The organism is Variovorax sp. FW301-JW7, assembly GCF_058788795.1.
In genome coordinates this window covers 298,847-316,100 of the sequence record NZ_JBYTBC010000009.1, presented here as the reverse complement: position 1 = coordinate 316,100, position 17,254 = coordinate 298,847, and the positions used below count along the sequence as shown (strand labels likewise).

15 protein-coding genes and 1 pseudogene are annotated in these 17,254 nt (G+C 69.1%); 5 read left to right on the top strand and 11 right to left on the bottom strand.

All coding sequences use genetic code 11. The features are described 5' to 3' along the window. The 3 genes and pseudogenes from AC3WQM_RS24280 to AC3WQM_RS24270 all read right to left on the bottom strand — a co-directional run. Nucleotides 1-238, bottom strand: a pseudogene (locus AC3WQM_RS24280) (C4-dicarboxylate ABC transporter substrate-binding protein); the annotation flags it as partial. 114 nt (nt 239-352) lie between these two features. After that, a complete protein-coding gene (locus tag AC3WQM_RS24275) occupies nt 353-613 on the bottom strand; it encodes a hypothetical protein (protein ID WP_225616844.1) in 261 nt (86 codons plus the stop codon). A 28-nt stretch (nt 614-641) separates the two neighbouring features. Continuing rightward, nucleotides 642-2,258, bottom strand: a complete 1,617-nt coding sequence (locus AC3WQM_RS24270; RefSeq protein WP_492682301.1) for a PA0049 C-terminal domain-containing protein — start codon at nt 2,256-2,258, stop codon at nt 642-644. Between the two features lie 362 nt (nt 2,259-2,620). On the opposite strand from AC3WQM_RS24270, the gene AC3WQM_RS24265 reads away from it, so the two are divergent. Beyond that, a complete protein-coding gene (locus AC3WQM_RS24265) occupies nt 2,621-3,250 on the top strand; it encodes a LysE family translocator (RefSeq protein ID WP_492682299.1) in 630 nt (209 codons plus the stop codon). A 25-nt stretch (nt 3,251-3,275) separates the two neighbouring features. Here the strand turns inward: AC3WQM_RS24265 and AC3WQM_RS24260 are convergent, their stop codons facing one another. Genes AC3WQM_RS24260 through AC3WQM_RS24245 form a run of 4 tightly spaced genes read right to left on the bottom strand, consistent with a single transcriptional unit; the run spans nt 3,276 to nt 8,436 of the window. Beyond that, nucleotides 3,276-4,694: an L-serine ammonia-lyase gene (locus tag AC3WQM_RS24260; RefSeq protein WP_492682297.1), complete on the bottom strand. Its 1,419-nt coding sequence runs from the start codon at nt 4,692-4,694 to the stop codon at nt 3,276-3,278. Beyond that, nucleotides 4,691-5,671, bottom strand: coding sequence for an ABC transporter substrate-binding protein (locus tag AC3WQM_RS24255; RefSeq protein ID WP_492682295.1), 981 nt, complete (start codon nt 5,669-5,671; stop codon nt 4,691-4,693). Before AC3WQM_RS24255 ends, AC3WQM_RS24260 begins: the two co-directional genes overlap by 4 nt. 32 nt (nt 5,672-5,703) lie before the next feature. After that, nucleotides 5,704-7,350 (bottom strand): ABC transporter permease, encoded by a 1,647-nt coding sequence (locus AC3WQM_RS24250; protein WP_492682293.1) that lies wholly within the window; start codon nt 7,348-7,350, stop codon nt 5,704-5,706. Between the two features lie 15 nt (nt 7,351-7,365). Continuing rightward, nucleotides 7,366-8,436, bottom strand: a complete 1,071-nt coding sequence (locus AC3WQM_RS24245; protein ID WP_062477439.1) for an ABC transporter ATP-binding protein — start codon at nt 8,434-8,436, stop codon at nt 7,366-7,368. A gap of 222 nt (nt 8,437-8,658) precedes the next feature. Here AC3WQM_RS24245 and AC3WQM_RS24240 point away from each other — a divergent pair, with 222 nt between their 5' ends. Both AC3WQM_RS24240 and serB read left to right on the top strand, forming a co-directional pair. Continuing rightward, on the top strand, nt 8,659-9,543 hold the full coding sequence (locus tag AC3WQM_RS24240) for a LysR substrate-binding domain-containing protein (protein WP_240531241.1): 885 nt from the start codon (nt 8,659-8,661) through the stop codon (nt 9,541-9,543). Beyond that, nucleotides 9,540-10,226, top strand: a complete 687-nt coding sequence (serB, locus tag AC3WQM_RS24235) for a phosphoserine phosphatase SerB (protein WP_492682291.1) — start codon at nt 9,540-9,542, stop codon at nt 10,224-10,226. The genes AC3WQM_RS24240 and serB overlap by 4 nt, the downstream gene beginning before the upstream one ends. Here serB and recG read toward each other — a convergent pair. Genes recG through AC3WQM_RS24220 form a run of 3 tightly spaced genes read right to left on the bottom strand, consistent with a single transcriptional unit; the run spans nt 10,216 to nt 14,500 of the window. Continuing rightward, nucleotides 10,216-12,324: an ATP-dependent DNA helicase RecG gene (gene recG / locus AC3WQM_RS24230; RefSeq protein ID WP_492682289.1), complete on the bottom strand. Its 2,109-nt coding sequence runs from the start codon at nt 12,322-12,324 to the stop codon at nt 10,216-10,218. The genes serB and recG overlap by 11 nt on opposite strands. 11 nt (nt 12,325-12,335) lie before the next feature. Then, nucleotides 12,336-13,826: a TIGR01777 family oxidoreductase gene (locus tag AC3WQM_RS24225; RefSeq protein WP_492682287.1), complete on the bottom strand. Its 1,491-nt coding sequence runs from the start codon at nt 13,824-13,826 to the stop codon at nt 12,336-12,338. Beyond that, nucleotides 13,823-14,500 carry a DUF4166 domain-containing protein gene (locus tag AC3WQM_RS24220; RefSeq protein WP_492682285.1) on the bottom strand — a complete coding sequence of 226 codons (678 nt, stop codon included), beginning with the start codon at nt 14,498-14,500 and terminating at the stop codon, nt 13,823-13,825. The genes AC3WQM_RS24225 and AC3WQM_RS24220 overlap by 4 nt, the downstream gene beginning before the upstream one ends. 136 nt (nt 14,501-14,636) lie before the next feature. Between AC3WQM_RS24220 and queA the strand changes: the two genes are divergently transcribed. Continuing rightward, nucleotides 14,637-15,680 carry a tRNA preQ1(34) S-adenosylmethionine ribosyltransferase-isomerase QueA gene (gene queA, locus AC3WQM_RS24215; RefSeq protein ID WP_492682283.1) on the top strand — a complete coding sequence of 348 codons (1,044 nt, stop codon included), beginning with the start codon at nt 14,637-14,639 and terminating at the stop codon, nt 15,678-15,680. A gap of 8 nt (nt 15,681-15,688) precedes the next feature. Beyond that, nucleotides 15,689-16,861 carry a tRNA guanosine(34) transglycosylase Tgt gene (gene tgt, locus AC3WQM_RS24210; RefSeq protein WP_492682281.1) on the top strand — a complete coding sequence of 391 codons (1,173 nt, stop codon included), beginning with the start codon at nt 15,689-15,691 and terminating at the stop codon, nt 16,859-16,861. On the opposite strand, the gene AC3WQM_RS24205 is transcribed toward tgt, so the two are convergent. Then, entirely contained in the window at nt 16,858-17,238 is a 381-nt protein-coding gene (locus tag AC3WQM_RS24205) for a hypothetical protein (protein ID WP_492682279.1), read from the bottom strand. The two genes, tgt and AC3WQM_RS24205, sit on opposite strands and share 4 nt — an antisense overlap. Nucleotides 17,239-17,254: the final 16 nt, after the last annotated feature.

Sequence of the window (17,254 nt, the reverse complement as noted above, 5' to 3'; positions counted from 1 at the left end):
GCACGGCGCGCTTGATCTCGGGCGCCTTGAACAGCGACGCGTTGGCGTGCACCGTGATCTTCAGCTTGCCGCCGGTGCCCGCGTCCACGTCTTTGGCGAACTGCGTGATGTTCTCGGTGTGGTAGTTGGTCGCGGGGTAGGCATTGGCCAGGTCCCACTTGGTCTGGGCGTGGGCGCCGAGGGAGAAGGCGACGCCCGCAAAGGTGGCGGCAACGGCGTGCACGTAGGGATTTCGCATGGGAACGCTCCGGAAGAAGAAAAGGGAAAGAGAGAGGAAACGAATGCGCAAGGCGAAGCCGCGGCGTGCAGTCCATGCACGCCGTGGCGCCGACGGCCCAGGGGGCCGGGCCGGCTATTCCTTCTTCTTGGGGGCCAGCTCGAGCGGGCTGGCCGGCAGGTCGGAGCGCCGGGGCTCGGGCTTGTCCGCGACCTTGCAGTCCTGGTCCTTGAACGGACCGGCCTCGCGCACCCAGTCGGGGCTGATCGGATGCTGCGCGCAGACGGCCTTGCCGCTGACCTTGTTGCGCATCAGGTAGAAGCTCTCGGTGGGTTGGGCCAGGGCCGCGCCCGACAACGCCAGGCCGACGATGCCGATGAAGAGTTGGTGTTTCATGTCCATGCCTTCGTGTGATGCAACGTTGTCAGGGTGCCGGTGCCGACAGGGTCTTCGCCATCGCGATCACCAGGTTGCGGCCCTGGGCCACGATGGAGTCGCGGAAGCCCTCGAAGGTTGCATCCGTGATCTTGCCGTCGCTGTCCGCGCCGAAGCGCGTCATGACCGGCGTGTGGATGTGGCCGGCGGGAATGTTCAGCTTGAAGGTGTCGCGCAGCAGCGTGTTGCGGTAGGCGCTGGCGTTGGAGAGGTAGTTGCCGCCGCCGCCCGTGCGGGCGCAGTTGTTGTCCAGCGGGCCCAGCGCGTCCTTCTTGCACGGCTGCACGTTGTAGGTGTCGCGCCGAATCACGCCCCAGCCGCCCGGCGTGCCGGTGTCGCGGTTGATGACGCCCTCGCCGGTCTTCGCGTCGATCATGGCCTGGAACGGCAGTGTCGACACCGTGAACTGCGGTGGCGTCTCCTTGGCCCAGGGCCGCGGCAGGAAGCCGAGCCAGCGCTCCGGCGGATAGATGTCGCAGTCCAGCACCGACGGGAACCTGTCGCCGTCCATGCAGGCGGGCCAGACGTTGTCGTTGCCCGGGATGCTGGCCAGGTGGTAGCGGCCGTTGAAGTGCTCCAGGTGGAAGGCTCCGCCGCCCTGGCTCATCGAGATGGATGCGTCCACGCGCTTGGGCCCGGGCTTGAACCACGGCCCCAGCGTGTCTTCCTGCATGCCCTGCAGGAAGGGCGGGTAGTTCACGGGCAGGATGAAGGTGCGGATGACCGCCGTGGTGCCGTCGCCCAGCGCCACGGTGTTGCCGTCCAGCGAGAGGATGGTCGCGCCCGAGGGATTGCCGATGCGGATGTTCGGGTTGTCATGAACGCCCGGCGTGCCCAGCGTGAAGGGATCGAAGCCGCTGACCAGGATGCGCTTGTGGCCCGCGCCTTCCGGGAAATCGATCGCGTACTGGCCGCGCGACGCGCGCTCGAACTCGTTCTCCAGTGCGGCGCGCTGTGCGTCGTCGAGCGGGAAGTCGGGCTTCCACTGGCGCAGCGCGAACGTCATGGTCAGGCGCGCCCAGTACAGCATGCGGTCGTCGCTCTGCGGCAGGCTGCCCTCGACCTTGCGGCCCTGCACCCGGTCCACCGCGGCCTGCCACAGCTGCTGGCCCTCGGCCTTCAGCAGGGCCACGGCCGCGTCGTAGCTCGACGCACCGGCCAGGCCGTCCTTGCACAGCTTGAGTGCGAATGCCGGCCCGAACTTGTCGAAGCCGCTGGCCTGCAGCAGCTGCTGGGAGAAGCTCGCCGCATCGCTGGCGCTGAGCTTGTTGGGCAGGCGCTGCTCTTCGTAGGAGGCCGCGACGCCGGTGTCCATCGCGCACTTGGCCTGGATCGCCGGCGGCGCGGGTGGTGGAGGATTCGTCGTGGGTGGCGGTGCGGGCGGCGGTGCGTTGGCTGCGGCGATCGCTGCTGCAATGGCCGCGACGGTGGCCGGGTCAGCCCCGCCGCCTCCGCCGCCGCCACCGCATCCCGCCAGTACCGCCGCGCAGATGCCCAGCCCCAGTGCATTCCGACGCCAGGAGATGCCGCCCTGCGGGACGCCCGTGGCGTCCTTCGCTTTGCAGTCGTCCCCCGCAGAGGGGCTCGGATGAAAGTCGCTTGCCATGACGAATCGCTCCCATGAATGTGATGTGCAGACCAGGAAGGCCTCACGACCGGTCGCCGCGAGGCTTGGGAATTGGTCAACACCACCATGGATCGAGGTCTCAACCAGATCATCTTGGTTGAGCTTAGATATATGTTTTGTTGAACAATTAACCAAATGATGCCCCACCATGTTTGTCATGAAATTGGTGCAAACCCGCAAGGTGAGCGATGCAGGCGCTACGGCCACGCGCCTCGCCGCACAGCGGTGCCTCGCTGATTCGTGAGGTGCACGCGAGGGCAAACGAACACCGCAGGCAGCGCGGCGCGCCACCGGACTGCTGAAATAATGACCACCCCGCCACCCCCACCGCCGGATGCGCCATGACCCTGTCCGCCTACCTGCTGTTCCTGCCCGCCTGCTTCGCCATCAACATGGCGTTCGGCCCCAACAACCTGCTGTCGGTCACCAACGGCGCGAAGCACGGCGTGTCGCCGGCCGTGATCGCGGCGAGCGGCCGGCTCGTGGCCTTCGCGGTCATGATCGCCATCGCGGGCCTGGGCATGGGCGCGGTGCTGGTCGCGTCGGAGCTGGCCTTCGACGTCATCAAGTACATCGGCGCCGCGTACCTCGTGTGGATCGGCGTCCGGCTGCTGCGCGCGCCGGCACCGACTGCGCAAGTGCAGGCGCACGAGGCTGCGCCTCCGTCGATGCGCGCGCTGGTGCGCCAGGAGTTCACGGTGGCGGCCGGCAACCCGAAGGCGATCCTGGTGTTCACCGCCTTCTTTCCGCAGTTCGTGGTGCCCGGCGCGTACGCGTCGAGCTACGTGCTGCTGGGCGTGACCTTCCTGGTGTTCGAGCTGGTGGCGATCGCGCTGTATGCGCTGCTCGGCGCGCGCATGCGCCGGCTGGCCAACGGCAGCCGCGCGATGCGCTGGTTCAACCGCGTGAGCGGCAGCATGATGGTCGGCTTCGGGCTGGTCCTCGCGTTCACGCGCCGGCCTGCAGGCTGAGAAGGTGTGACCGACCGCGCGGCGGTCAGCACTCGACGATGTTCACGGCGAGGCCGCCGCGCGAGGTTTCCTTGTACTTGGTCTTCATGTCCGCGCCGGTCTGCATCATGGTCTGGATGACCTTGTCCAGCGACACGAAGTGCGAGCCGTCGCCGCGCAGGGCCATGCGCGCCGCGTTGATGGCCTTCACCGCGCCCATCGCGTTGCGCTCGATGCACGGGATCTGAACCAGCCCGCTGACCGGGTCGCAGGTCATGCCCAGGTTGTGCTCCATGCCGATCTCGGCGGCGTTCTCGACCTGGCCCGGCGTGCCGCCCATCACCGCGGCGAGCGCGCCCGCCGCCATCGAGCAGGCCACGCCGACCTCGCCCTGGCAGCCGACCTCGGCGCCCGAGAGCGAGCCGTTCTTCTTGTAGAGGATGCCGATGGCCGCGGCAGTGAGCAAAAACTCGACCACCGCCTCGTCGCCCGCACCGGGAAAGAAGCGCTGGTGGTAGTGCAGCACCGCCGGGATCACGCCCGCCGCGCCGTTGGTGGGCGCGGTGACCACGCGCCCGCCGGCCGCGTTCTCTTCGTTGACGGCCATGGCGTACAGGTTGACCCAGTCCATCGCCGCGAGCGGGTCGGGCGCGGCCTGCGCGGTGCCGCTGCCCTGCAGCTGAGCGAACAGGTCGGCCGCGCGCCGCCGCACCTGCATGCGCCCGGGCAGGGTGCCGGTGCTCGCGCAGCCGCGGCGCACGGCGCCGGCCATGGCGTCCCACACCTGCAGCAATTCCGATCGCACCTCGGCCTGCGGCCGCCATTGCGTTTCGTTGGCCATCATCAGCGCGGCGATCGACAGGCCCTGGGCCCGGCACTGCGCCAGCAGCTCCGCGCCGGTGTCGAAGGCAAAGGGCAAGGCCGCAGGTGCGGGGCGCTGCACGCCGGCTTCGTTGCGCACGCTCTCGCCCTGCGCATCGACGACGAAGCCGCCGCCGACCGAAAAGTAATCCGCCTCGGCCAGGGCCTGGCCCTGCGCATCCAATGCGATGAAGCGCAGGCCGTTCGGATGCCGGGGCAGGCTCTTGCGCAGGAAGAGCAGGTGCTCCTTCTCGTCGAACGCCACGGCGTGCGTGCCGAGCAGGTGCAACTGCCGCTCGCGCCGGATGGTGGCGATGGCGGGCTCGATGGTGTCGGGGTCGATCCGGTCCGGCCGGTGGCCTGCGAGCCCGAGCAGCACGGCGCGGTCGGTGCCGTGGCCGCGGCCGGTGGCGCTCAGCGAGCCGTACAGCTGCGTCACCAGCGCGGTCACCTGCGGCAGCAGGCCCCGCGCTTGCAGCAGGCAGGCGAACTGCCGCGCCGCGATCATCGGCCCGACCGTGTGCGAGCTCGAGGGGCCGATGCCGATCTTGAACAGATCGAAGGCGCTGACCGGCGTCGAAGGCGCCTTCGCCGTACTTGTCACCGCGCCTTCACCGCCAGGTTCCACAGCGCCACGAGCTGCTCGTACTCGGCCGAGGCCGCTTCCTGGTCGAGCGGGAAGACCTTGATGGCGCTCAGGTCGGGCAGCGAGGTGAGCTTGGACACCGCGATGTCGCTGCGCACCGGACGGCGGAAGTTCTTCACCAGCAGCTCCTGCTGCGTCTCCTTGCTCAGCAGGCCGTTGTAGAGCGCGACGGCGGCGTCCATGTTCTTCGCGCCCTTCACGATGAACATGCCTTCGGGCGCCAGGTAGCTGCCCTCGGTCGGGTACACCAGCTTGATCTCCTTCTGGCCGCCCGCCACGTACTCCTGCGCTGCGTACTCGATGGTCAGGCCCACCGGGTACTCGCCGGCGGCGACGCCCTTGTAGGTGCTGCCCGACGAGGCGGTGACGACCGCGTTGGCCGCCAGCTTGCCCAGGCCGTCGCGGCCGAACTGCTTGAGCAGGCCATACACCAGCATGTAGGCCGTGGCGCTCTTGCTCGGGTCGGTGATGGCGAACTTGCCCTTCCACTCGGGGCGCATCAGGTCCGACCAGGTCTTGGGCGCGGGCATGCCCTTGAGCTGGCGCTCGTTGACCATCATCACCATGACGTGCACGTTGGTGCCGACCCACAGGTCGTTCGGGCCGCGGAAGGCCGCGGGCACGGCCGCGAGGTCGGGCGACTTGTAGGGCGCCATCTGGTCCTTGTAGGCGCCCAGCGTGCCGAAGCCGCCGCTCCACAGCACGTCGCCGCGCGGGTTCTTGGCCTCGGCCTGGATGCGCTTCATCAGCGTGCCGGTGCCGCCCGTGACCTGCTGCACCGTGAGCCCGGGCGCCTTCTTCTTGACCACGGCCAGCGCGGTCTCGACGGTCTCGGTGTTGTTGGACGAATAGAGCACCACCGTCTGCGCACCCGCGATGCCCGCCGTGAGGGCCAGGGTCGCGAACGCGCATTTCGCCAGGGACTTGAAGGACATGAAAACCTCGCAGGTTGAAGTGAATGGGTGGGTCATTTGCTGGAGAAGAGGTTGATGCGGAACACCTTGATCGCCACCACGATGGGCAGCAGGATCACGCTGACCAGCGCCGCGCCGTAGGCCGAAGCCAGGCCCAGGCGGCCGCCGTCGACCTGGCGGAAGATGGCGATGGGCATGGTCTCCAGGCCGCCCGTGTAGACCACGATGGAGGCCGAAAGCTCCGAGATCGTGGTCACCCACATCAGGATGGCGGCCGAGATGATCGAGGCCTTCATGGCCGGCAACAGCACCTTGAAGAAGGTCTTCAGCGGCGACACGCCCAGGCTGATCGAGGCCTCCTCGATGGAGTCCGAGATGTTGAACAGCGTCGACGACGCGTTGCGCACCGCAAACGGCAGGCGGCGCACCGTGTAGCACAGCACCATGATCCCGGAGGTGCCCGCCAGCACCAGCCAGCCGGTGTTGAAGGTCTGCACCAGCGCAATGCCCAGCACCGTGCCCGAGATGGTCAGCGGCAGCACCACGATGTAGTCCAGCAGCTGGGTGAAGGGGTTGCGCTTCTTGATCGTCAGGTAGCTCATGAGCACCGCGAAGGCCACGCCCACCACGGTGGCCATCGAGGCGAACTTCAGCGAGTTGATGATCGGCTCGGGCGCGCCGCGCAGCGCGCGTTCCAGGCTCGACAGTGACCACTGGCCCCAGCGCATCACGGGCCCGCTGGTCTCGGTGAAGGCGCCCACGAAGACGATGAGCAGCGGCAGCATCGACAGCACGATGATCACGCCCACGCTGAGCGTGTAGAACACCGCCGCGCCCGAGCGCACGCGCACCACGGCGGGCGCGCGGCCCTGCGTCATCGTGTAGATCTTGCGTTCGACCACGCGCTTCTGGAAGAACAGCACGATGGCCACGATGCCGATGGACACCACCGACATCGCGCTTTGCAGCGTGGGGCTGCCGCCCATCTCGCCGACGAAGGCGTTGTACGTCATGACCGACAGCAGCGGCACGCTGCTGCCCAGCACCACCGACAGCGCGAAGTTGCCCACCACCAGCGTGAACACCACCAGCGCATTGACCAGCACCGCCGGCAGGATCACCGGCACCAGCACGCGCAGCTTGGTCACCAGCGGCGAGGTGCCCAGGCTCAGGCCGGCCTCTTCGAGCTGGCCGTCGAAGCCGCGCAGCGCGGCCAGCACGCCCAGGTAGATGTAGGTGTAGTAGACCAAGGTCATGGAGAACACCATGCCGGTCCAGCCGTAGAAGGTCGGCAGCGTGATGCCCGCGCCCGCGAGCAGGTTGGTCACCAGCCCGTTGTTGCCCAGCAGCAGCAGCCACGACTGGCCCACGATGATCTCGGGGATCACGATGGTCATGATCGGCAGCACCGCCACCAGGTTCTTCAGCGGGAAGTCGTAGCGCGCCACCATGTACGCGAAGGGCACGCCCACGGCCACGGTGCAGGCCGTGACCGACACGCCGAGCACCAGCGTGTTGCGGAACGCGAGCAGGTATTCGCTGTCCTGCAGCAAGGTGATGAAGCCGGACAGCGAGAACGCGCCCGACTCGTCGCGCACGCTGTTCACGAACAGCGTGCCCAGCGGGTAGAACACGAAGAACAGCAGCAGCACGAGGCTGAGCAGGGTCAGGAAACCCCAGGGCCACCAGTTGATTTTCATGGCGTGCGTGTCCGTTCAGGCGGCGACGACGCGGCTGTCGGCCGGCACCAGCACCTGCACCGCATCGCCGGCCTGGAAGTCGGCCACCATGTTGCCGGCGTGCAGCTCGACGCGGATCTCCGACTGGTCGTGCAGCCGGATGCGGTAGGCGGTCTTGAAGCCCAGGTACTGGCGGCGCAGCACCTCGCCCGCGATGGCGTTGGGCACGTGGGGCGCGGGCGCCATCAGCGACAGCGCCTCGGGCCGCGCGATGAGGATGCCCTGCGCGCCCAGCGCGGCGCCGCCCTGCTTGCCGTCCAGTTGCTGGCCGCACAGCTGGTAGCGCACGTGCGACGCGGCCCCGCCGGCGGACTCGGCCGGCACCGGGATCACGTTGGCCGAGCCGATGAAGTCCGCCACGTAGGCGTTCACCGGCGTGCCGTACAGCTCTTCGGGCGTGCCCAGCTGCGCGATGCTGCCGCGGTCCATGATGGCGATGCGGTCGGACATGGCCAGCGCCTCTTCCTGGTCGTGCGTGACGAACACGGTGGTGATGCCGGCCTCGCGCACGAGGTCCAGGATCACGTCGCGCATCTGCAGGCGCATCTTGGCGTCAAGGTTGGACAGCGGCTCGTCCATCAGCAGCACGCGCGGGCGGATCACCAGCGCGCGCGCCAGCGCCACGCGCTGGCGCTGGCCGCCGCTCATCTGCGCGGGGTAGCGGTCGGCCAGTGCGAGCAGGCTCACCTTGTCCAGCGCCTCGTTGACGCGCCGGGCGATCTCGGCCTTGGGCACCTTGCGCGCACGCAGGCCGTAGGCCACGTTGTCGAAGGCCGTCTTGTCGGGGAACAGCGCGTAGTCCTGGAACACCATGCCGATGTCGCGGTGGTGGGTGGACACGCGCGTCACGTCGTCCTTGTCGAAAAGAATGCGGCCGCCGTCAGGCTCGTTGAAGCCCGCGATGCAGCGCAGCAGGGTCGTCTTGCCGCAGCCGCTGGGGCCCAGCAGGGTGTAGAAGGCGCCATCGGGCACATGCAGCGACAGGTTCTGCAGCACCGTCTGGTTGGCGAACTGCTTCACGACGTTGTCGATGGTGATGGAAGCCATGTCTCTTGTTCAGGGTGGAAGGAAGCGCGATGCTAGGTGCACCCTCCACACGCCACCAGCCGTATTTTTTAAGGCGGCCGGTTAGTTTTTCTGCAGGCTTCCCGGTCTACGATGCGCGCCGGCCTCCGACCCCGGGCGGCACGCAACCGAACACGAAAAGAACATGAGGAAGACAAGCCCGCTCGCCAAGGGTCGCATGTGGTGACCCGACGCCTCCCCCCTTTGAAGGCGCTGCGCGCTTTCGAAGCGGCGGCGCGCCATGCCAACTTCACCGCGGCCGCCGACGAACTCAGCATCACGCACAGCGCCGTCAGCCAGCAGATCCGCCTGCTGGAGGACTACCTGGGCCAGCCGCTGTTCGCGCGCGAGGCCCGCGGCGCGACGCTGCTGCCCCATGCGCGCGACTACTTCGCCGAGGTGCAGGCCAGTCTGGACCGCATCGCCAGCGCCACGGCCGCGCTGAAGTCACCCCACCAGCGCGCCAGCCTGCGCGTGTGCACCACGCCCTCGCTGGCGATGAAGTGGCTCATCCCGCGGCTGGCCGGCTTCCAGGCCCTGGCGCCGCAGACCGACGTGCAGCTGTCGACCCTGGGCCGGCAGTTCTTCGACCAGGCCGAGGCCGGCAGCGACGTGCTGATCCGCCGCATTCCCATGCAGCGCCCCGACCACACCTGCGTGCGCTGCCTGGACGACCACCTCGTGGCCGTGGCGTCGCCACGCTTCATCGAGCGCCACCGCATCGCCAGCATGGCCGACTGCCTGGGCCACCCGCTGCTGCAGGCCGCCGGCGAAGTGGAGAACTGGCCGCGCTGGTTCGAGCTGGCCGGCGTGCGCGTGCCGCCCCAGCTGCCCGGCCCCGTGTTCGACCACCAGTTCCTGTGCATGCAGGCCGCCATGAACGACCTGGGGCTCGCGCTGGCGCCCTGGTGCCTGCTCGAGGAAGACATCCGCGCCGACCGGCTGCGCCTGGTGTTTCCCGAACCGCGCCTGCCGGCCTCGGGCGTCTACGCGCTGTACCGCACCGAAGGGCCGGTGGCCGCGCTGGCACGGCAGTTCGTCGACTGGCTCGGCACGCAGCACTGGAACGCGGGAAGCCCCACCCCATGACCACCACGCTCACTCTTCCTCCCCTGCGGCTGTCGGACTTCAAGCTGATCGCCTTCGACATGGACTCGACGCTGATCGACATCGAGACGGTCGACGAGATCGCCGACATCGCGGGCTGCGGCCCCGAGGTCGCGGCCATCACCGAGGCCGCGATGCGCGGCGAGATCACCGACTACAAGGACAGCCTGCGCCGGCGCGTGGCCCTGCTGCGCGGCGTGCCGCTGTCGGCGCTGCAGGCCGTGTACGACCAGCGCCTGCACCTGAACCCCGGCGCCGAGACGCTGATCGCCGCCTGCAAGCAGGCCGGCCTGCGCGTCGTGCTGCTGAGCGGCGGCTTCACCTTCTTCACCGACCGGCTGCGCGATCGATTGCAGCTGGACGACACGCGCTCCAACGTGCTGGAGATCGAAGACGGCCGGCTCACCGGGCGCATGCTGCCCCAGCCCTGGGGCGACATCTGCGACGGCGAGGCCAAGAAGGACAAGCTGCTCGACTGCTGCCGCGCGATGGGCATCCCGCCGGCCCGGGCCATCGCCGTGGGCGACGGCGCGAACGACCTGCCGATGATGCGCGCGGCGGGGCTGTCGGTGGCCTACCACGCCAAGCCCTTGGTGCGCGAGGCCGCCATGCTGGCGATCGACGAGGGCGGGCTCGACCGGCTGCTGGGCCTCCTCAGGCCTTGAGGTACTCGGCTTTCGTGCCGAGCCAGCGGTCGATGTGGCGCTGCGCCAGCTCGGGGTGCTTCTGCAGCATCACCGGCGCAAGCTCGCGCGCCCAGTCGAGCAGCAGCGTGTCGGTGGCGAGGTCGGCGAAGCGCAGCAACGGCGCGCCCGACTGGCGCGCGCCCAGGAACTCGCCGGGCCCGCGGATCTCGAGGTCGCGCCGCGCGATCTCGAAACCGTCGCCGGTCTCGGCCATGGCCTTGAGCCGCGCGCGCGCCGCTTCGCCGACGCGCCCGCTGTCGCCCGGCGCATAGAGCAGCACGCAGGCCGAGGCCGCCGCGCCGCGCCCCACGCGCCCGCGCAGCTGGTGCAGCTGCGACAGGCCGAAGCGCTCGGCATGCTCGATCACCATCAGTGAGGCGTTGGGCACGTCGACGCCCACTTCGATCACGGTCGTGCTCACGAGCACCTGGATTTCGTTCGCGGTGAAGGCGGCCATCACCGCCTGCTTCTCGGCCGTGGGCATGCGCGAATGCAGCAGGCCGACCTGGATGTGGTCGCCCAGCGTGCCGGCGAGTTCGTCGCGCGTCTCGGTGGCGTTGCGCAGGTCGACCGCCTCGCTCTCCTCGATCAGCGGGCAGACCCAGTAGACCTGTCGGCCTTGCGAAATCTGCGCCTGGATGCGGTCGATGACCTCGTCGCGCCGGTGGTCGGCCACCAGCTTGGTGACGATGGGCGTGCGGCCCGGCGGCAGCTCGTCGAGCGTGGAGACGTCGAGGTCGGCGTAGTAGCTCATCGCGAGCGTGCGGGGAATCGGCGTGGCGCTCATCATCAGCAGGTGCGGTTCGAGGTCGCCGCCCGCCTTGCCGCGCAGGGCCAGGCGCTGCGCGACGCCGAAGCGGTGCTGCTCGTCGATGATGGCCAGAGCGAGCTTCTTGAAGCGCACCTTCTCCGAGATGACCGCATGCGTGCCGATGACCAGCGCCGCCTCGCCGCTTTCGACGGCAGCCGACATCTCGTCGCGTTCCTTCTTCTTCTGGCTGCCCGTGAGCCAGGCCACGCGCAGGCCGCGCTCGGCCAGCAGCGGATCGAGCCAGCCGACCAGCTTGCCGAAGTGCTGGGCCGCGAGGATTTCGGTGGGCGCCATCAGCGCGCACTGGAAGCCCGCGTCGATGCAGCGCGCCGCGGCCAGCGCCGCGACCACGGTCTTGCCCGAGCCCACGTCGCCCTGCAGCAGGCGGTGCATCGGGACCTGGCGGTGCAGGTCGGCCGTGATCTCCTCGCCCACGCGCTGCTGCGCACCGGTGAGGCCGAAGGGCAGCACGGCGAGCAACTGCGCATACAGCGAACTCGCCGCCGCGTCGGTGGACGCAGGCAGCACCGGCGCACGCTGCGCCGCGCGCTCCAGCCGCGCCTGCAGCTGCGAGAGCTGCTGCGCCAGCAGCTCCTCGGCCTTGATGCGCTGCCACGCCGGGTGGCTGTGGTCTTCCAGCGCGGCGATCGACACGTCGGGCGTCGGGTAGTGCAGGAAGCTCAGCGCGCTGCGCAGGTCCCACGCGCCGCGCAGGCCGATCTGCACCGGAATGGTCTCGTCGAGCAGCGCGCGCGCCAGGCCCGAGCGCACCTCGCGCCGCAGCACCGGCTGCGCGAGCCCGGCCACGGTCGAGTACACCGGCGTGAGCGCATTGGGCAGCGCCGTGCCGGCCGCCTTGACGGTCGGATGCATGATCTGCCGCCCCACGAAACCGCCGCGCATCTCGCCGCGCACGCGCACCTTGGCGCCCACCGCCAACTGCTTCTGTTGCGAGGGATAGAAGTTGAAGAAGCGCAGCTGGCAGGTGTCGCTGCCGTCGTCGATGGTGGCAATGAGCTGGCGGCGCGGTCGGAACACCACCTCGCACTCGGTGACCACGCCCTCGACCTGCGCCATGTCGCCGTCGCGCGTGTCGGCCAGGCGCACGATGCGCGTCTCGTCCTCGTAGCGCATCGGCAGGTAGAGCGCGAAGTCGATGTCGCGCACGAGGCCGAGCTTGCGCAGCGCGCGCTGCACGAGGCTCAGGCCGGTGCCGGGCGGTGACGCCGGCGCGGCGGGGGGAGTCGGTTCTTTCTTGGCGGGCACGGACAAGGCTTCTAGCGTGGACGGCAAAGGTCCGTCAAGGCGCTGCGGGCATCGGGGAACATGAACTGGAAGCCGCTGCGCAGCAGCTGCGCCGGCACCACGCGCTGGCCTTCGAGCAGCAGGTCGGCCTGCTCGCCGAGCAGCAGCTTCACGGGCGCGGCGGGCGTGGGCATCCAGCAGGGACGGTGCAGCACGCCGGCGGCGACGCGGGTGAAGGCCTCCTGGCTCACTGCACCCGGCGCGGTGACGTTGAAGGCCTGCGCGGTGGCCGGACCTGTGGCCGGCTCGGTCACGGTCCACACATGCGCGATGGCGCGGATCAGGTCGTGCACATGCACCCACGACAGCCACTGCCGCCCGCTGCCCAGGCGCCCGCCCATGCCCAGCTGCACCGGCATCAGCAGCTGCGGCAGCGAGCCCTGATGGCCCAGCACGAAGCCGAAGCGCAGGCAGGCCACGCGAACGCCGTGCGCCACCGCCGCGTGCGCGGCGCGCTCCCAGCGCTGGCACAGCGTCGACATGAAGATGTTCTGCGGCGGCGCGTCTTCGGCGAGCTCGGTGGCGTCGCCCTGCGGCTGCACACCGTAGTAGCCGATGGCCGAGCCCGAGAGCAGCAGCCACGGCTTGCGCGGGCGTGTGCCCATCCATGCGACGAGCTGCTGCGTCAGGCCTTCGCGGCTTTGCAGCAGCTGCCGCTGGCGCCGCGCGCTCCAGCGCTGGCCGAGGATGCGCGCGCCTGCGAGGTTGATGACCACGTCGATGGCGTCCGCGGCGGGAATCTGGTCGAGCGACTGCACGCAGCGCACCGCGCCGCCGAATCCCCAGGCGGCGCCGCGCGCGTCGCGCGTCCACACCGTCACCGCATGGCCGTCGGCCAGCAGGTGGCGCACGAGGATCTGGCCGATGAAGCCGGTGCCGCCCGTCACCAGCACCTGCTGCGGTGTCGTGCCGAAGCGCACTGGGGCCTCGACGGCGCGTACCTGCGCCTGCTTCTGCTGCCTGAACAGCGCGCGCGCCGCGAAGCCGTCGCGCAGACCCGAGATACCGACGCCCACGCCGCACAATGCCAGGAAGGCGCTGAGCCAGCCGTGCGGCTGCCACACCATCGCTGTCGGTTGCGCTGCCCAGCCGACCGCGCTCATCGCCAGCAGCGCGATGAACGCGCCGGCGTTGATGGCCAGCACCGTGTGCGTCACACGCTCGGTGGGCGGCAGCAGGCGGCTGCCGTCTTCGACCACGAAGTCCCACAGCGTGAGCACGATCTCGACGCCGAACACCGCGAGCAGCAGCCACGCCCACGCGCCGTGCCAGGCCCATGCCGACAGGCCGAGGAACAGCGCGCAATAGATCGACGAGCGCGTGGCATGGATCGCCAGCTCGCGCCCCGCCGTGCCGCGGCGCGGCAGGGCTTCTGTGCCTTCGTGGTGGTAGAGCGTGTCGAAGGCGCCCAGCGCGCCTTGCGCCGCCATGAGCTGCAGGGCCAGCAGGTGCGTGTCGATCATGCGGCCACCGCCTGCGGCTCCGGCACTTCCTCGAACACGCCGACCTGCGTGAAGGTCGTGCCCATGAGGCAGTGGCGGATCTCGATGCGGATGTTGAAGCGCTCGGGCGTCTCGTTGTGGTGCCAGAGAAAAGTCTTGCCCGGCGTGAACAGGCCCGGCAGTGGAATGCGCCAGCCGAACACCTCCCAGAAATAGCCGTCGCTCTGGAAATGCAGGCTGCCGCTGGGCTCCACGCTCAGCACCAGCTTCATGCCCAGCCCCATGCCCACGTACTCCAGCACCTCGCCGCGTTCGCTCTCGCGCATGAAGCTGGTGAACTGGATCGGCTTGCGCCCATGCAGGCGGTAGATGCGCTGCTTGTAGATGGCCGGGTCGTCGGGCCTGGCGTAGACCTGGATCTCGACCGGGAAGTGGCTGTCGCTGTAGGGGATCAGCGCGCCCTGGATCATCGGCTGCGTGAGGTGCCCCAAGAGCTTGCCGAAGCGCGAGCAGCGCAGCTCGCTGAGCGCGCCCAGGTAGTGCAGCGCCTTGCCCGGCAGGGGGTTCTTGTCGAAGCGCCGGCGGATGTCGGGGTGCAGGCCCATCCAGGCGCCGCCCAGGATCTTCTTGAAGAGCTCGCCTTCGGAAGGAGGGGCAGGGGACGGCGTGACACGCGCGACAGAGGAATCGACCATGCGTCGATTCTGCCTCGGCAACCCCGGGCCAACCCCAAGTGACGCCCGTGATTCCGGGCCATGGGACAATCGCCGCTCTCCGCCTTTTTCCCTTCCCATGCCTCCTTGGCACGGGCCCGTCCGGCCCTCAAGCACCATGCGCGCCTTCACGCTTTCCGATTTCGATTTCCATCTGCCGCCCGAGCTGGTGGCACAACACCCGGCCACCGAACGCACCGCCTCCCGTCTGCTCGACGGCACAGGCCCCGCCCCGGCCGACCGCATCTTCAAAGCGTTGCCCTCGCTGCTGCGCGCGGGTGACCTGCTGGTCTTCAACGACACGCGCGTGGTCAAGGCGCGCCTGTTCGGCGAGAAGCCGACCGGCGGCAAGCTCGAGCTGCTGGTCGAGCGCGTGCTGCAGGGCCACGAGGTCGTGGCGCACATGAAGGTCAGCAAGAAGCCGCCCGTGGGCACCACGCTCGAGATGGTGGGCGGCTTCCGCGCCACGCTGCTGGGCCGCTGGCCCGAGGAAGACGGCGCGCTGTTCCGCTTCGGCTTCGAGAGCGACGCCGGCGAAGACCCGTACGCACTGATGCAGCGTTGCGGCCACGTGCCGCTGCCGCCCTACATCACGCACACCGATTCGGCCGACGACGAGAGCCGCTACCAGACCGTGTTCGCGCGCGTGCCCGGCGCCGTGGCCGCGCCCACGGCCGCATTGCACTTCGACGAAGTCCTGCTGGCCGAACTCGAAGCGCGCGGCGTGCAGCGCGCCAACGTCACGCTGCACGTGGGCGCCGGCACCTTCCAGCCGGTGAAGACCGAGAACATCGCCGAACACACGATGCACGCCGAGCGCTACGAAGTGCCCGAGGCCACGCAGCGCGCCATTGCCGAATGCAAGGCACGCGGCGGGCGCGTGGTTGCCGTGGGCACGACCACCGTGCGCACGCTCGAGTCGTGGGCCAAGAGCGGCGAGGCCACGGGCGACACCCGCATCTTCATCACGCCGGGCTTCGCCTTCGCGCATGTCGACGTGCTGGTGACCAACTTCCATCTGCCCAAGAGCACGCTGATGATGCTGGTCTCGGCCTTCGCGGGCTACGAGCGCGTGATGGCGCTGTATGCCCACGCCATCGCCAACGGCTACCGCTTCTTCAGCTACGGCGATGCCATGCTGCTCGCACGCACCCAGGACTGAACGACATCATGCTGAACTTCGAACTCCTCAAGACCGACCCCGACAGCCACGCGCGCCGCGCCACGCTCACGCTCAACCACGGCAAGGTCCAGACGCCGATCTTCATGCCCGTGGGCACCTACGGCACCGTCAAGGGCGTGATGCCGCGCAGCCTCGAGGAGATGGGCGCGCAGATCATCCTGGGCAACACCTTCCACCTGTGGATGCGCCCGGGGCTGGACGTGATGGCGAGCTTCGGCGGGCTGCACCAGTTCGAGAAATGGGACAAGCCCATCCTCACCGACTCGGGCGGCTTCCAGGTGTGGTCGTTGGGCGCGATGCGCAAGATCAGCGAAGAAGGCGTGAAGTTCGCGTCGCCCGTCAACGGCGACAAGCTCTTCCTCACGCCCGAGGTCTCGATGCAGATCCAGACCATCCTGAACAGCGACATCGTGATGCAGTTCGACGAGTGCACGCCCTACGACACCAAAGGGCACATCACGACCGAGGCCGAGGCGCGCGTCTCGATGGAGCTGAGCCTGCGCTGGGCGAAACGCTGCCAGGCCGAGTTCACGCGCCTTTCGAACCCGAACGCGCTGTTCGGCATCGTGCAGGGCGGCATGTTCGAGAACCTGCGCGAAGAGTCGCTGGCGGCGCTGGTCGACATGGACTTCCCCGGCTACGCCATCGGCGGCGTGAGCGTGGGCGAGCCCAAGGAAGAGATGCTGCACATCATGGGCCACACGCCGCACCGGCTGCCGGCGAACAAGCCGCGCTACCTGATGGGCGTGGGCACGCCCGAAGACCTGGTGCAGGGCGTGGCCGACGGCGTGGACATGTTCGACTGCGTGATGCCCACGCGCAATGCGCGCAACGGCACGATGTTCACGCGCTTCGGCGACCTGAAGATGCGCAACGCGCGCCACAAGAACGACCCGCAGCCGGTCGACCCGAGCTGCACCTGCCACGCCTGCGCGGGCACCTCGGGCGTGAGCTGGAACGACGGCGGACGCGAAGGCTTCAGCCGCGCCTACCTGCACCACCTGGACCGCTGCGGCGAAATGCTCGGCCCGATGCTGTGCACCATCCACAACCTGCACTACTACCTGAACCTGATGACGGAGATCCGCGCGGCGCTCGACGCGGGCACGTTCACGGAATTCCGCGCGCAGTTCAAGGCCGACCGCGCACGCGGCGTCTAGGGCTTCGCGGCGCCCGGGGGCCTGATGGCCAGCGGCGTCGCGTAGGGCTCGATGCGCAGCAGCTCGTTCTTGAAAATCACGATCTGCTTGAGCGGCGCCTGCACCAGCGCTCCGCTCGCGTCCTTGTGCGAGGCGTACTGCCAGAGCGTGAGCTGGCCCTTCTCGGCCAGCATGGCGGCCAGCCGCTGCACGGGCGGCACCGCGCCGGCGCCCAGTTGGGCCGCCTCGATGCCCACCACGATGTCGTCTCGCGGCGAGACCACCTTGAAGAGCAGCACGGGCGCCGGTGTCTGCGCCTGTGCGCGGACGTGCCGCGCCGCGAAGGCGACCGGAAGCAGCGCGAGGCAGAAGACGAAGCGGCGGTTGAAGGAGCTCATGGGCCGAAGCGTATGC